The following is a 14,854-nucleotide window of genomic DNA, read 5'->3' as shown; positions in this document are numbered from 1 at the left end:
ACCTGAACGTTAGCGTGGCCCTACTTTGTGTTTGCGTTCCCGGCCACAACGTGGTTGCTCGTGGGTCGCTGTCGTCCGAGGCCACGGGCGGACGAACCTACGCGGCGGGCTCGAGTTCCGCTGAGAAGTGTCTGAGTTCTTCCATCGGTGGCTCCCAGACGATTTTCAGGCCGGTGTACTCGTCGCGACGGTCGCGAACGCGAGCAGCGGTCTCCGCGATGTGTTCGAGGTGTTCTCGCCAGTACGTCCGGCGAGGAAGGGCGAGCCGAACGAGTTCCGGGCGGTCGGTCCCGGGGAACGCAAACGAGCCGAGTTCGACTGTCCGGACGCCGCCTTCGCGGTAGAGTTCGCAGACGAGCCGCTGCCCGGGGAACTGGTCGGCGGGGATGTCCGGGAGCAGGGCGGCCGCATCGATGTAGACGGCGTGGCCGCCGGTCGGCGTGACGATCGGGATATCGCGCTCACGCAGGAGGTCGCCGAGGGTCGCGACTTGTTCGATCCGCTCGGCGACGTACGGCGGTTGGACCGCTTCCCGCAGACCGGTGGCCATCGCTTCGAGGTCACGACCTGCGAGACCGCCGTATGTCGGGAACCCTTCGTAGAGGATCGCGCGCTGTTTGCACTGTTCGAACAGGGAAGTGTCGCGGACGGCCGTGAACCCGCCGATGTTTGCGAGGGCATCCTTTTTCCCGCTCATCGTGATTGCGTCCGCGGGGCGTAACTGCTCGCGAGCGATCTCACTGAGGGGCGTGTCGGCGTATTCGGGGTCCCGTTGCTTGATGAACTGTGCGTTTTCGGCGAACCGACAGGCGTCAATGACGAACGTTGCGTCGATTTCCGTGGCGAAGGCGGCCGTCTCGCGGATGTTCGCCATCGACACTGGCTGGCCGGCGGCGGAGTTGTTCGTGATCGTCAGGACGACAGCCGAGACGGCGTCCTGCCCGTACTCCTCGACAGCGTCCCACCCTCGCTCTGTGGCGAAGTTGCCGGCAAACGTCCCGACGCTATCAGTGGTCAGGTCCGTCTCTGCCGGGCAGTCGACTGCAGTAGCGCCTTGATTCGTTACGTGTGCGCGGGTGGTGTCAAAATGCGTGTTGTTGAGTACGACATCACCCTCGTCCAGTAGCGCCCCGAACAGGACGTTCTCCGCGCCGCGGCCCTGATGTGTCGGCACCACGCGGTCGAACCCTATCACGTCAGCGACCGTCTCACGGAAGCGTTTGAACGAGCGCGAACCGGCGTACGCCTCGTCCCCGCGGACCACGTCCGCCCACTGGTCGTCGCTCATCGCGCCAGTCCCCGAGTCAGTCAGCAAGTCGATAAAGACGTCTTCTGCAGCGAGGTTGAAGACGTTGTGCCCGGCCTCGGCGAGCGCTGTCTCGCGTCGCTCACGGGGCAGAAGCTGTATCGAGGTTACCGATTTGGCCTTGTACGAGCGCATGCTGTGTCGCAGGACGCCGATTGACTTATTCCCCATCTGATATTTTGTGTACAGAAGTGGGCTGAGATGTCCATTAGCAGACGAGTACGGGTATCGGTGGACAGGAGAGACGGGCGCTAGCGGTCGACAATACAGCCTTTGAGCGGCCGGCGGGGTACCTGTTTCCGGCAGGCAGAAATAGCGGGCATTTTGAGGCCAGAACTGCTGGAGGGACGTATGAGCGTTCGCGAGGAATTCGACGCGTGGGCGGCCGAAGGCAAAGACAGAGGGATGGAAGACCGGCACTGGCACACCGCCAAGCACGTCCTCGCCCGGATGCCGGTCGAACCGGGCGACACGGTGCTCGACCTCGGAACGGGCTCGGGCTACGCACTCCGTGCGCTCCGTGACACCAACGACGCCGGTCCCTGCTATGGCCTCGACGGGTCGCCGGAGATGCTCCGGAACGCCCGCGAGTACACGGACGACGACGGCATCGGGTTCCTGCGCGGCGACTTCGACGCGCTGCCGTTTGCGACCGACAGTATCGACCACGTCTTCTCGATGGAAGCGTTCTACTACGCCAGCGACCCGCCACACACCCTCGAAGAAATCGCGCGAGTGCTGCGACCGGGCGGGACCGCCCACATCGCGGTGAACTACTACGAGGAGAACGTCCACTCCCACGAGTGGCAGGAGTTCATCGACATCGAGATGACCCGCTGGAGCGGCCCGGAGTACCGCGAGGCCTTCCGCGAGGCCGGTCTGGCCGTTGCGTCGCAGGACACAATCCCCGACCGCGAGGTGGAGATTCCGCCGGCGGATGGGTTCCCCACGGACGAGTTCGAGACCCGCGAGGCGATGGTCGAGCGTTACCGCGAACTGGGGACGTTGCTGACCGTCGGCGTCGCCACCGAATAACGAGGCAGGCAGCAGCGCACGGCGTCGGAACGACCGACAGGGTATTTTGTGACCGCAACCAAAACCAGGGTGTATGGCCGAAGACGCCTCGCTGGAGGACTTTCTCGACGATAGCAGCGAGAGCGAGGACGAGGGGGACAACGGTATTTCTGCGGGAGACGATACTACAGAGACGGAGAGCGAAGCCCCCGATTCCGGAGCCTCGACTGACGCGGTCGACCCGGCCGTGACGACGTACGCGTGGTCGCCCGAGGGAGCGGCGTGTGACGAGTGTGGCGAGGTCGTCGAGCGCCGGTGGACACAGGACGGACTCCTCGTCTGTGGGGCCTGCAAGTGCTGGTGAACCCCGCTACCGGCCGTAAATCGGATGTGTGTTGTTCTCACTCATCCACAGAGTTACATACGCTCACGCCGTAGACAGGGCTACAACTGAACGGCCCGGAGGATGTGGCACCCACACAAGACACTTACTGGTCGACAGGGCAAACTATCTCACCAGTCCCCGTGCCAAGGCGTCGTCCCACGAGATCGCGACTATGACAGACACTGACACCTCACGCAGTCAACAGTCGGACAGTCCCCTCCGCGACGCCACACGCGTCGCCAATCAGGTGATCGAAAACGTCGAGCAGGTCATCGTCGGGCAACACGACGCAATCGAGCACATCGTGACGGCGGTGCTCGGCCGCGGACACATTCTACTTGAGGACGTTCCCGGCGTCGGCAAGACGATGCTGGCCCGCTCCGTCGCGGCTTCCTTCGACGGCGAGTTCAAGCGAATCCAGTTCACGCCGGATCTCCTCCCGACCGACGTGACTGGCGTCAACGTCTACAACCAGAAGACACAGGAGTTCGAGTTCCGACCCGGCCCGATCTTCGCCAACGTCGTCCTCGGCGACGAGATCAACCGTGCACCGCCGAAGACGCAGTCGGCGCTGCTTGAGGCGATGGAGGAACAGCAGGTGTCCGTCGACGGGACCACACATCCCGTGCCACAGCCCTTTACCGTGATCGCCACGCAGAACACGGTCGAGCAGAACCGGGCCTACGACCTGCCGATGGCCGAGCTCGACCGGTTCATGACGAAGCTGCACCTCGGGTACCCGGACGAGGCGGCGGAGACGGAGATGCTGGGTGACGTGGTGGGCCACCATCCCATCGAGGACCTCACGTCGGTCGCTACCCTCGAAGCGCTGTCTGCCGCCAGGGAGACGGTGGCGGACGTAACCGTCGAGGAACCCATTCGCTCGTACGCGACCCGGCTGGCGCGGTACACGCGGGAGAACGCGCAACTGGGCGTCAGCCCGCGGGGGAGCATCTCCCTCCTGCGGGCGGCACAGGCCCGGGCCGTCCTCGACGGCCGCAGTTACGTCATCCCCGACGACATCCAGACGGAAGCGCCAGTCGTCCTCCCGCATCGCATCCGCACCGAGAGCAGCGAGCAGGACGCCCGGGCGCTCGTCGCTGAGGCACTCGATACCGTCTACGTCGAATGAGACCGACGCGCCGCGGTTTCGCCGTTCTCGCCGTCGCCGTTGCCGCCCTTCTGGTCAGTGCCAGGTTCGGTCAGCCCGGGCTCACCGCCGTCGCCGGCCCGCTGTTCGTCGGCGTGTTCGCCGCCGCCGTGCAGGTTCGCTGGAGTGGCGCGCCGACTGTCGAGCGGAGCCGCCTCCGCCGTGGCTTTCCCGGCGAGACGAAACCCGTCGAGTTCCGTGTCGACGGCAGCGGCATCGCAACGGTCACCGACCGGCTTTCCGAGGGCCTGGACGGCGAGACGACAACTACCAGGTCCCTGCCGGCGACGGTGACCTACCGAGTCACCTACACGGCCCGGGGCGAGCAACGGGTCGGCCCCGTCGAGGCGACGGTGACGGACGCGCTGGGACTCATTAAAGAGCGCTACACCATCGAGAGCAGGGCCGACGTGCTCGTGTATCCGCCCGTCTACCGGCTGGGCGGGACGGACGCGTTCGCACGAGCGTTCACGCCGGAGAGCGAGGACCGGCAGTCGTTCGACCGACTGCGGGAGTACGTCAGCGGCGACTCGCTACGGGACGTGCACTGGAAATCCAGCGCCAAGCGCGAGGACCTGCTGGTCAAGGAGTTCACTGACAACCGGAGCGACAGGGACCTGCTCGTCGCTGCTGAAGCCCGCGAGGGGCACGCCGACGAGATGGCCGCGGCGGCGGCAACCATCGCGATGGCCGCGCTGGAGAGCGGTCTCGCGGTCGAACTCGTCGTCCCGAACGGGACAGTCGAGCAGGGGTACGGCGACACCCACCGGACGCGACTGCTCGAACTGCTGGCCCGGGCCGACGCGGGCCGGACCGGCCGGGCGGACGACGCCGACGTGGTCGTCACGGCCAACAGCGACGGCGTCACAGTGTCGGTCGACGGCCGCCGGCAGTCCTTCGCCGACGTGACCGCCAGTCGGGACAACCCCCTCGCGGGCGAGGTGAACGGATGAGCGCCGCCGTCGTCGAACGAGTCCGCCGCCGAGTCCCGTGGAGCGGGTCGCGGATACTGGCGCTGCTTGCGGCGGCGCTGGCCATCGGTGCGCCGCTGCGGACGATGTACTATCTCAGCGACGTAGTCGGCGACCCGACGCTGTTTCTGGCGCTCACCGCGCTCTCGCTCGTCGGCGCGACGCTGCTGGCCCGCGTACTCAGGCCGCCCCTCGCGGTCGGCGTCGGCGCAGTGCTGTTCGCCGGCGGCCTCGGTGCGTACATCCTGAACCTCTCGACGAATCCAGCGATAACGGAACTTCTGGGCGACACCGCCGCCCTGCTGACCGGGCGGTCGTTGCTTCAAATCGCCAAGGTCAGGTTGTGGGTGCTGTCGTTCGCGCCGGCACCGGTGTTCCTGACGTGGTACTTCGCCCTGCGGCGCTGGTACGTGACGGCGACAGTGGCGGCCGGAACGGCGCTGGCGTTCTTCGCCCTAACGACCGACTCCGGCGTGGTGACGACACTGCTGGGCGTGGTCGGCATCGCGGCGACCATCGGCTTCGGGACGCTCGATACGCTGTCGGCGGACGAGCCGGCGGACCTGACGAAGCGACCCGATGCGATGTCCGGCAGCAGCGAGACGGGACAGACGGACGACGACAGCGAGGGCATCGACGCCGGGCGGCGTGCCGTCCTCGAACAACTGGCGGCGATAATCGTCGTCCCGGCGGCGCTCTCGCAGGTCCCGATTACCCGGGACAGTTTGCTGTCGTACGACGACGGGTCGGACGGCCAGACCGTCGAAGGGAGCCTCTTCGACGCCGGAGAGTCCCTCTCAGTACTCGGGAGCATCTCGCTGACGCCGGAGATACGGTACACGGTCGAAAGCGAGGAACCGCGCTACTGGCGGGTCGCCTCCTACGACCGCTACACCGGCAACGGGTGGGTTCGGACGGGGAACCCCACCCCGTACGACGACCAGCGCCTCGACTCTCCTGAGGGAGAGACCCGGACGCTGCGACAGGAGTTCCGGGCGGAGTCGACCATCGGGACCGTCCCGGCCGCCTGGAAGCCCGTCCGCTACTCGGGGGAGCCGTCGGTATCGGTCTCCAGCGAGGGCGGGTTCCAGCCCGACGGCACGCTGTCGACGGGCGACAGCTACGAGGTCAGGAGCGAACTGCTCGTGGCGACGCCGGACGGGTTGCGTGAGGCCGGCACTGATTACGACGACGCGACCGCGGAGCTGTACACCCAGCTCCCCGACAGCACGCCGGACCGGGTCACGGAACGGACGGCTATCCTCACCGCAAACGCCGAAAACCCCTACGAGACGGCGCTGGTCGTCGAGCGGTGGCTGCAGGAGAGCAAGGGCTACTCGCTCGACGTCGACCGACCCGACTTCAACGTCGCCGACGCCTTCCTCTTCGAGATGGACGAGGGGTACTGCGTCTACTTCGCGACGACGATGGTGACCATGCTCCGGACGCAGGGCATCCCGGCGCGCATGACCGTCGGCTACACGTCCGGCCAGCGAATCGACGAGAACCAGTGGGTCGTGCGCGGGCTCAACTCCCACGCCTGGGTCGAGGTGTACTTCCCCGGCCAGGGCTGGGTGCAGTTCGACCCGACGCCGTCCGGGCCGCGCGAGGCGGTCAGACAGCAGCGTATCGAGGAGGCGAGTTCGGACGAATCGTCACCCACTGTCGGCGACGACAACCCGGTCGAACAGTACACGCCGTCCGACACGTCGACACCCGCCCCGCTGACCGAGACCGACGAGACCGAGGCCGAGCCGACTGAGACACCAACGGTCACAGAAACCGACACGCCAGCCGGCACTGCAAGGGAGCCGGGCTCGGGCGATGATGCGGGGCCGAGTCTGCCGGAACTCCCATCGCGCGAGGAGATGACGCTCGGCGTCGTTGCACTGCTCGGCATCGCGGCGGGTGCGCGTCGGTCCGGCCTCAGCGGGCGAGCCTACCGGGCGGTGTGGCTGCGCTACCAGCGCCGCGTGGACCCCGAGACCGACATCGAGCGGGCGTTCCAGCGGGCCATGTACGTCCTTTCGAAGGAGCACCGGGCTCGCGAGAGCGGTGAGACGGTACGGGCGTATCTCGACGCGATAGGGGCCGACGACCGGGTCCGTCGGCTGGCGGCGCTACGGGAACGACTCCGGTACGGCGGCGAGGTCGACGAAGCGATTGCCGACGAGGCCGTCGAAATCGCTGATAGAATCGTCTCCGCCCGGTAGTCCCCGACAGTGTTTAATAGGTCGTGTTCGTAGGCGCGATTGTAATGTCGGAAGTCTGCTCGACGTGCGGGCTGCCTGAGGAGCTCTGCGTCTGTGAGGACGTCGCTAAGGAGTCCCAGGAGATTAACATCCGCATCGACGAGCGCCGTTACGGGAAGGAGGTAACGATTATCGAGGGATTCGACCCGAAAGACGTCGACATGGACTCGCTGTCCTCAGACCTCAAATCGAAGTTCGCCTGCGGTGGCACTGTCGAGGACGGGCAGATAGAGCTCCAGGGCAATCACACGGGCCGCGTCGAGGATTTCCTCCGCGACAAAGGTTTCAACGTCGCCTGAACTCCTGACTGCCAACGGTTCTCGTGAGAGCGCCGTGGCAAGCCGCCGCTGTGACCTGCTCGCCAGCTTTTCAGTCTGGTCTGCTCGCGAGTGTTCGCTGCGGCCGGCCACGAGTGGCTCGGGTCTGGCTGTTTTTTACCGTCGTGGGCGCTTCTGGTAGCGACCGGTCGAGACAGATTTTGTTGCATGATACCAGCACCCATAATCGGCGGTCAACTATTTCAACCACGGGGAGGTAACTGTTTGCAATGTTCGTTGTACCCCGACGGGTGGTGGCCGTCGGACTCGTGGTCCTTCTCCTCGGTGGGGGATTCGCGTCGCTCCCGGTGGCGGCGAGCGCTGACCACGGGGCGGTGACCTGGTCCAGTGTCGACACAGCAGTCGGCGGAGCCAGCGAGAACAGTACGTATCAGGCTGATAGGGCGTCAGAGCAAGATAGTGGTGGAATAGTCGAGACAACGGCCACTGCCGAGGCGAACGGTTCGCTAGCCCGGGTCGGAAGTGCCGACACACATCGACGCCAGCCGCGGGGACTGGGCGGGGACACAACCGGAACGGAAGCCGTGACAGCGGCTGACATGGGAACGGGGACAGCCACGTCGGGTGCGACACAGACCAGCGACGGTGACGTGATTCAGCAGACACAGACCTACGCGCGCATACCGGAGGAGCCGGGCGAAGTCGCGGTGACTCTGACCTACGAGATTCCGGACCGGGTCGTCGACCTCGAAACGCACGTCCCAGCGGCGGCGACGGTGACCGAAACGGACGGGTTCGAGCGCGTCAACGAGTCCGTGTACGAGTGGGAAGAAACGACGGATACGGCGACGGTCAGCTACCGCATCAACCCGAACCGGACCATCGAGAAGAGCGGTCCGGAGGGAGCCGAGGGCCGCTATCTCAGCGTCGATACGGGCGACTGGGCGCTGCTCACGCGCTCACGGACGCCGACGCGCTGGCGATACACTGGCCAGGACCCAGTCAGGTACAACCGCACGGTCCGGACGGCAGGCCCGGGTGCGGCGGGCGAGGAGATCGTGTACCTCGGCGAGGTAGCGACCTTCGAGGAGACGGCGCACAACCAGACGTTCACGCTGGCTGTGCCAGAGCGGGCGACGATGACGGCCTCGCCGATTTCGGTCCTCGACTCGATGGCGAACGCATCGAACGCCCTCCGGGTCGGTGACCGTGACGAGCAGGTGTTCGTCGTCGCCGCGCCGTCCGAGGCCGTCGAGTGGGGCGTCGAGGGGTATCAGATCGGTGACGCAGATATGTGGGTCCAGTCCCGGCAATCGCTGGATACCGCCAACAACGTCTGGCTCCACGAGTACGTCCACAGCCGGCAGGCCTACGAGACGACGCGGGAGACGCGGTGGACGGTCGAGGGCTGGGCGACGTACTACGCCGCCGTCCTGGCGCTGGAACAGGACCGGATCGGGTTCGACGAGTTCCGGGCACAGCTCGCAGCGGGCGGACGCCCCGTCTACAGCGACGTGGCGCTGACGGACCGGTCGAGTTGGACGAACGACGCGAACTACAGGAAGGGTTCGCTGGTGGCTGGGCGGACAGATGTCCATATCCGCTCGGCTACTGACCGCAACAAGACACTCCAGACTGTGTTCCAGTCGCTAAACGGCTACCGCGACCCGGTCACGCAATCGCAGTTCCTCACCGAGGTCGAGGCCGCTGGCGGGGCAAGCGCCCGGAACACGACCGCGACGGAGACCGAAACGACAACGACGGTGGCGATGTGGAACGAGACGACACACCGGCGGTTGTTCGGTTCGATTCCCGCTCGTATCGGCTACGGTCTCCCACCGGTCGACCGTGCGGACGCCTACCGCGCAGACAGTCTCTACCGGTCAGACACACCGGTCGGCGGAAGCGAGCCGATCCGGCTGGCGACCAACGAGACGCTCGCGGTCGACGCAGTCGTCGAGAACGCCGGTGGCGAGGCAGGGGCGTACAACGTGACGCTCGCGGTCAACGAGACCGTCGTCGCCGCGAAACAGGGCCAGATCGAACCGGGGGAGCGGACCGAGGTCGAAGTGACACACACGTTTGCCGACCCCGGCCGATACGTGATCAGTATCGACGGCGACACCGTCACTGTCGTGGTGACGGAACCGGCAGCGGCCAGCGTCACTGACGTCACCGCGAGTCCGCAAGAAGTCAGGCAGGGGGACAGTGTGGACGTGACCGCCACTGTCGCCAACGACAACGAGATTCCGGGGACAATCGCGGTCGAGTTCCGCCGCAACGACACCGTGTTCGCGGAGCAACGGCTGTATCTCCCGCCACAGGCGACGACGACAGTCGTGCGGACGGTCACCCTCGGCGAACCCGGAACAGTCTCGCTGTCGGCGGGTGACGGACGGACCGCGACGGCGGTCGAGGTGGTCGTCTCGACCGAAACAGCGGAACCAACGTCGACGCCGACGGAGCGGCTCACAGACACACAGACGACAGCCGGCGAGGGCAACGGCTTCACCGTGCTCGTGACCGGTCTCGCGGTGTTGCTTGCGGTCCTGATCGCCCGCCAGCGCGGTTCCTGACACGAGCCCGAAGGGAACAGTTATTGCGGTCGGCTAGCCGTTGTCAACCGTGAACGTCGGAATCGCGTACGCCGTTCTGTCGGCGCTGGTGTTCGGGGTGTACCTGTTCGTGATGAAGCGGTGGTTCACCGGGTATCCGTCGCCGGTGTTCCTGTTGCTTACGTACAGCCTGGTCCCCATCGTCTACCTCCCCATCGTCTTCGTCAGCAACGAGCCCTTCCTCCCGGCGGGCAACCGCGTCAACGTCCTCGCGTCGGTTCTCGCGGTGACGGCGGTGACGGCGGTTGGACTGCTCACCCTCTTTCGGGCGATCCGCGTCGGCGAAGTCTCCTACGTCTCGCCGATCAGCAAAATCGTCCCCGTGTTCGTGTTGCCGCTGGAAGTCGGCCTGCTGGGCCAGCATCTCTCGGCGCTACAGGTCGGCGGTGTCGTCGTCGCGACCGCCGCCGTCTACGTCGCGAACTGGCAGGGCACAGCGTTACTGGCCCCGCTCAAGCGGGCCCGGCAGTCCCGGCCCGCACAGCTAGCCTTACTGTCGGCTGCGGCGTTCGCGCTCGTCGATGTAAGCAAGCGGGTGCTGATGCAGGAACTGGCCGTCGAACCGACGACGTACATCCCGGTGATGGCCGTCGGCATCGCCGTCTTGATGACGCCGCTCGCGTTCCGGTATCAGGTCCCGCCGGGATGGCGGGGGGACCTCCCGAAGTTCGTCGTCGCGGCGATGTTCGTCGCCTACGCGAACCACATCGTGTTGCTGTCCTTCCAGTTGCTCCCGGCGAGTATCGTCTCACCCATCGTCAACGGGCAAGCCATCGTCGCCGTTATTCTGGGCGCGATTGTTCTCGACGAAGCGCAGTTCCGAGCACGCCTGGCCGCTGCGGGGCTGGCTATCGTCGGTATCGCGATGATATCGGTCGGGTAAAAAGGTCAGACCGACTTTCGCTCCGACGAGCAGCCGACCTGTACCGCATAGCTCGATTGAAGCCACGCGGTCGGGTTCTCAGTGTCGTAGACGACGACGTCGCCGCCGCCAGTTGTGAAGCTGCCGTACTGCTCGTCGGAGTCGGTAGTATCGCGCGACGCTGGTTCCATTGTGGTACAAGGGCACATCCGACACAGTGACACATAAATGTTTCTCAAATGTAGTATGGGATATTATTAGCATACTAGGATTTGGCCACATAGTTTCGTCCGACTGAGAGACCAGCACCGATATGTGGCCGCCAGTGAAGTCATCAGGTATGACACGAGCGGACGCCCCAGTGACGCCGCCAGTCGTGCTGACCGTCGCCGGCAGCGACTCCGGTGGCGGGGCCGGTATCCAGGCCGACGTCAAGACCATCGAGGCCTGTGGCGGCTTCGGGACCAGCGCGATTACGAGCGTCACGGCACAGAACACCACGGGCGTACAGGGTCAGCATCTGCTCCCGATCGACCAGATCGAGGCCCAGATCGAGGCGGTCACGGGAGATTTCGACGTGGCCGCGGTCAAGACGGGGATGCTCGCGACGAGTGACGTCATCGACCTGGTCGTGGAACACGCCGCCGACCTGCCGAACCTCGTCGTCGACCCGGTGATGGTGGCGGCCTCGGGCGACCGGCTGCTGGCCGCTGAAGCCGAAGACGCTTACGAGGCCCTCATCGCCGAAGCGGCGGTCGTCACGCCCAACGCCGACGAGGCCGCCGTCCTGACCGGCCGCGACGTCGACAATCCCGAGACCGCGGAACGAGCGGGCCGCGACCTCGTCGAGATGGGGGCCGACAGCGCGCTCGTGAAGGGCGGCCACGTCCCGGGCGACGCCGTGGTCGACACCCTCGTGACCGAGGACGGGGTAACGACGTTCCGCCACGACCGCATCGACACCGAGGCCACCCACGGTTCGGGCTGTACGCTGTCCTCTGCCATCGCGACGCAGTTGGCCCACGGCGACGACCTGCCGACGGCAGTCGGAGACAGTATCGACCTGCTTGCGAGCGCGGTCCGGTACAACCTCGACGTTGGTGAAGGCCCGGGTGCGGTCCACCACCTCGTCCAGACGCGCAACGACGCCGCACGCCATCCGACGAGCGAGGCCGTCGAGCGGGCTGTGTCGGCGCTCGTCGAGGCGGACGTGTCGACGCTGGTCCCCGAGCGAGGGATGACCGTCGCCGGCGCGACGCCCTACGCGGAGACGCCGGACGCGGTCGCCGCCGTCGAGGGCCGCATCGCCCGCACGATGGACGGCGTCCGGCCGAACCGCGGCGTCCGCTTTGGCGCATCGACGACGGTGGCTCGCGCCCTCCTGGCCGCCCGGGAGCACGACCCGGCGATTCGGTTCGCCGTCGACTGCCGGCTGACCGACGCCGTCGAGGACGCGCTGGCGTCGCTGGACGGCCGCGTCGCTGCGTACGACCCCGGTGAGCGCCCGAACGGGGTTTCCGACGACGCCACGGCACAGTGGGGCGTCGACCGGGCGTTCGGGACCAGCGACGGAACGCCGGTCGCCGTCGTCGGCCGCGAGGGCGTGGGTACCGACGGCCGCGCAATGCTGCTCGCAGCGGACGCCGACGACCTCGTCTCTCAAGTAGAGACAGTCCACGAGACCGTCAGGGACGACGGGTAGCGGGCCAGTCGGTCGTGCGCTGGTCCGGCACAGACGGTGGCCGCGTTTAACCGCGAGCAACGCATACCCGGACGTATGAGTGAGACTCAGTCGAGCGAGCGGATCACGGTCTTCTCGGACTACGTCTGCCCGTTCTGTTATCTCGGACGCGAATCGCTCAGGCAGTACCAGTCGACGCGCGAGGACGAACTGGAGATCGACTGGCACCCCTTCGACCTCCGGAGCGGGAAGCGCAACCCCGACGGCTCTATCGACCACTCCGTCGACGACGGCAAGGACGAGGACTACTACGAGCAGGCCAAGCAGGGCGTCCGCCGGCTTCAGGAGAAATACGACGTGGAGATGGACCTGGACATCGCCACCGACATCGACTCGCTGCCCGCCCAGATCGCCTCCTACTACGTCAAAGAGCACTACGACTACGAGACGTGGCTGGCCTTCGACGTGTCCATCTTCGAGGCGCTGTGGCAGGACGGAGCGGATATCGGCGACGAAGACCTGCTGGTCGACCTCGCCGAGGACGCGGGCGTCGACGGCGACGAAATCCGGTCGGCGCTCGCCGACGACGCCCTCCGGTCTGCGGTCCGCGAGAAGTTCACAGCGGCCAAGCGCCAGGGCATCACCGGCGTCCCGACGTTCGCGTACGACGGCCACGCCGCACGCGGTGCGGTGCCGCCCGAGCAGCTAGAACGGCTGGTCGAAGGTACCTGAGCGGCGCGGTCAGATATCCGCGGACGGCCCTCACGCGACGCGGTTCCGCAGCGACTCGCCGCGGTCGATCCGTTCGACGTTCTCCTGAACGAGGGCCGCGATATCCTCGTGATACCGGCTCGTGGACGCAGCGACGTGTGGCGTCACGATAGCCGACTCGTGGTCCCAGAGCGGATGGTCGTCTGGTAGCGGCTCCTCCCAGTGGGCGTCGAGGGCTGCCCCGGCAATCGTCCCGTCGTCGAGCGCGTTCAGCAGCGCGTCCTCGACGACGACAGGCCCACGGGCGACGTTGACGAGGTAGCTGTCGGCCCGCATCTGCGCGAGCAAAGCGGCGTCGACCATGCCTTCGGTCTCCTCGGTGAGCGGACAACACAGCACGACGAAGCGTGCGTCGGCGACGGCGGCGTCCAGTTCGTCGGGTGTGTACACGCGCTCGACGTTCTCAGCGGGGTCACCGGAGCGGCGAACGCCGACAACATCCATCCCCAGCGCGTCGGTCCGGTCGGCGACGCCCTGACCGATGGTGCCCAGCCCGACCACGCACACCTGCTCGCCGGTCAACGTGAACGGCGCGTCGTACGGCTCCTGCGTCCAGTCGCTATCGCCCTGTCGGTCCCGATAGACGTGGAGACGGCGGGCAAACGCCGTCAGATAGCCGACGACGGTTTCCGGGACGGTGTCGCCGTGGATACCAGTGCTGTTCGTCAGTACCGTCCCGGCCGCCTCGTAGGCGTCCACGTCGAACTCGTCGTAGCCCGCGCGGATGCCGTGGACCCAGGCGGCGTCCAGAAACGCCTCCCGCGGGGAGAACGTGACGACGCAGTCACTGGCATCGAATGAGGCGTCATCACCGACAGTCTCGACAGGTACGTCGGGTCCCTGTAGCGCGGCGACCATCGCCTCCAGCGGACAGGCCTTCGCAACTGACTCGTGGACGGCGATTCTAGCGATATCCATACAGGCCGCTGGCGTGGCGATAGTATAGTGCTTTTTGCCGAACTGCAGTCCGCTCACCGGTCAGTTTGGTCCGGTAGAGACGAGCCGATAGCTCGATGGTAGGCGGACAGCACGAGGGCGTGGAACGCGACGAGAACGCCGACACCGACGACGATGACTGCGACCTGCAGCGGCGTCGAGAGCAGCCCCAGCGAGACGATGAGCGTCGTCGCGCAGGCCGGTGCGTGGACCGTATCTGTTGCAATCATCCCCCAGCTCGTCACGACGAGCGAGAGGGTCGCGCTCGCGACGAGGCGGAGCCCGGCCATCGAGAACGCGGTCGGGTCCGCGACGAGTGAAACGCCGCCAGCAAGCAGGCTGTACGCGAACAGCCCCGCAACGCCGCCGATGAGATGGCTCGCGACGACGCTGCCCAGCCCCGTCCGGTCGCCGTCCCGCTGAAACGCGAGGATGAACGCAGAAGGGCCGAGACTCGGGAAGATGAACGGCTGCCCGCTCGCCCACGCGAGCGTCCCGAGGACGACGAACAGCACGCCGGCGTACAGACTTGTCCCGACCCGATGCCGTCGCATTGCTCCCGGTAGGAAACTGAATGAATAAGACAGTCACGGTCCGACAGAGTGGCGCCGTAGCTGTCTCTTATACACATCT

Annotated in this window: 14 protein-coding genes; 10 read left to right on the top strand and 4 right to left on the bottom strand. The window is 66.3% G+C overall.

All coding sequences use genetic code 11. The features are described from left to right. Positions 1–97: 97 nt before the first annotated feature. Entirely contained in the window at positions 98–1,441 is a 1,344-nt protein-coding gene (locus C442_RS02295; protein ID WP_008307496.1) for a tryptophanase, read from the bottom strand. 216 nt (positions 1,442–1,657) lie between these two features. Between C442_RS02295 and C442_RS02290 the strand changes: the two genes are divergently transcribed. From C442_RS02290 to C442_RS02255, 8 genes are all read left to right on the top strand, one after another. Continuing rightward, entirely contained in the window at positions 1,658–2,341 is a 684-nt protein-coding gene (locus C442_RS02290) for a class I SAM-dependent methyltransferase (RefSeq protein WP_008307494.1), read from the top strand. 73 nt (positions 2,342–2,414) lie between these two features. Continuing rightward, complete coding sequence (locus tag C442_RS02285) at positions 2,415–2,684, top strand: DUF7573 domain-containing protein (RefSeq protein ID WP_008307492.1); 270 nt, start codon at positions 2,415–2,417, stop codon at positions 2,682–2,684. A gap of 193 nt (positions 2,685–2,877) precedes the next feature. Continuing rightward, on the top strand, positions 2,878–3,837 hold the full coding sequence (locus C442_RS02280; RefSeq protein ID WP_008307491.1) for an AAA family ATPase: 960 nt from the start codon (positions 2,878–2,880) through the stop codon (positions 3,835–3,837). After that, positions 3,834–4,808: a DUF58 domain-containing protein gene (locus tag C442_RS02275; protein ID WP_008307489.1), complete on the top strand. Its 975-nt coding sequence runs from the start codon at positions 3,834–3,836 to the stop codon at positions 4,806–4,808. Before C442_RS02280 ends, C442_RS02275 begins: the two co-directional genes overlap by 4 nt. After that, positions 4,805–7,039, top strand: a complete 2,235-nt coding sequence (locus C442_RS02270) for a transglutaminase family protein (RefSeq protein WP_008307487.1) — start codon at positions 4,805–4,807, stop codon at positions 7,037–7,039. Before C442_RS02275 ends, C442_RS02270 begins: the two co-directional genes overlap by 4 nt. A gap of 44 nt (positions 7,040–7,083) precedes the next feature. After that, complete coding sequence (gene yciH / locus C442_RS02265) at positions 7,084–7,377, top strand: stress response translation initiation inhibitor YciH (RefSeq protein ID WP_004516073.1); 294 nt, start codon at positions 7,084–7,086, stop codon at positions 7,375–7,377. Between the two features lie 248 nt (positions 7,378–7,625). Next, entirely contained in the window at positions 7,626–9,932 is a 2,307-nt protein-coding gene (locus tag C442_RS02260; RefSeq protein ID WP_049942775.1) for a M61 metallopeptidase family protein, read from the top strand. A 40-nt stretch (positions 9,933–9,972) separates the two neighbouring features. Continuing rightward, entirely contained in the window at positions 9,973–10,854 is an 882-nt protein-coding gene (locus tag C442_RS02255) for a DMT family transporter (protein WP_008307478.1), read from the top strand. Between the two features lie 5 nt (positions 10,855–10,859). On the opposite strand, the gene C442_RS22005 is transcribed toward C442_RS02255, so the two are convergent. Then, positions 10,860–11,024 carry a DUF7331 family protein gene (locus C442_RS22005; RefSeq protein WP_008307477.1) on the bottom strand — a complete coding sequence of 55 codons (165 nt, stop codon included), beginning with the start codon at positions 11,022–11,024 and terminating at the stop codon, positions 10,860–10,862. Positions 11,025–11,146: 122 nt separating this feature from the next. Between C442_RS22005 and thiD the strand changes: the two genes are divergently transcribed. After that, complete coding sequence (gene thiD / locus C442_RS02250; RefSeq protein ID WP_080504267.1) at positions 11,147–12,535, top strand: bifunctional hydroxymethylpyrimidine kinase/phosphomethylpyrimidine kinase; 1,389 nt, start codon at positions 11,147–11,149, stop codon at positions 12,533–12,535. 75 nt (positions 12,536–12,610) lie between these two features. Further along, positions 12,611–13,246: a DsbA family oxidoreductase gene (locus C442_RS02245; RefSeq protein WP_008307475.1), complete on the top strand. Its 636-nt coding sequence runs from the start codon at positions 12,611–12,613 to the stop codon at positions 13,244–13,246. Between the two features lie 30 nt (positions 13,247–13,276). Here C442_RS02245 and ddh read toward each other — a convergent pair whose 3' ends face one another. Next, the gene (gene ddh / locus C442_RS02240; protein WP_049942793.1) at positions 13,277–14,203 is read right to left on the bottom strand and encodes a D-2-hydroxyacid dehydrogenase; all 927 of its coding nucleotides are present in this window, start codon (positions 14,201–14,203) and stop codon (positions 13,277–13,279) included. A gap of 53 nt (positions 14,204–14,256) precedes the next feature. Continuing rightward, positions 14,257–14,775, bottom strand: a complete 519-nt coding sequence (locus C442_RS02235; protein ID WP_008307471.1) for an HPP family protein — start codon at positions 14,773–14,775, stop codon at positions 14,257–14,259. Positions 14,776–14,854: the final 79 nt, after the last annotated feature.

It is taken from the genome of Haloarcula amylolytica JCM 13557 (genome assembly GCF_000336615.1).
Classification (GTDB): domain Archaea; phylum Halobacteriota; class Halobacteria; order Halobacteriales; family Haloarculaceae; genus Haloarcula; species Haloarcula amylolytica.
Note: the sequence above shows the minus strand (reverse complement) of the source record. Positions and strands in the feature narration are given on the sequence as shown.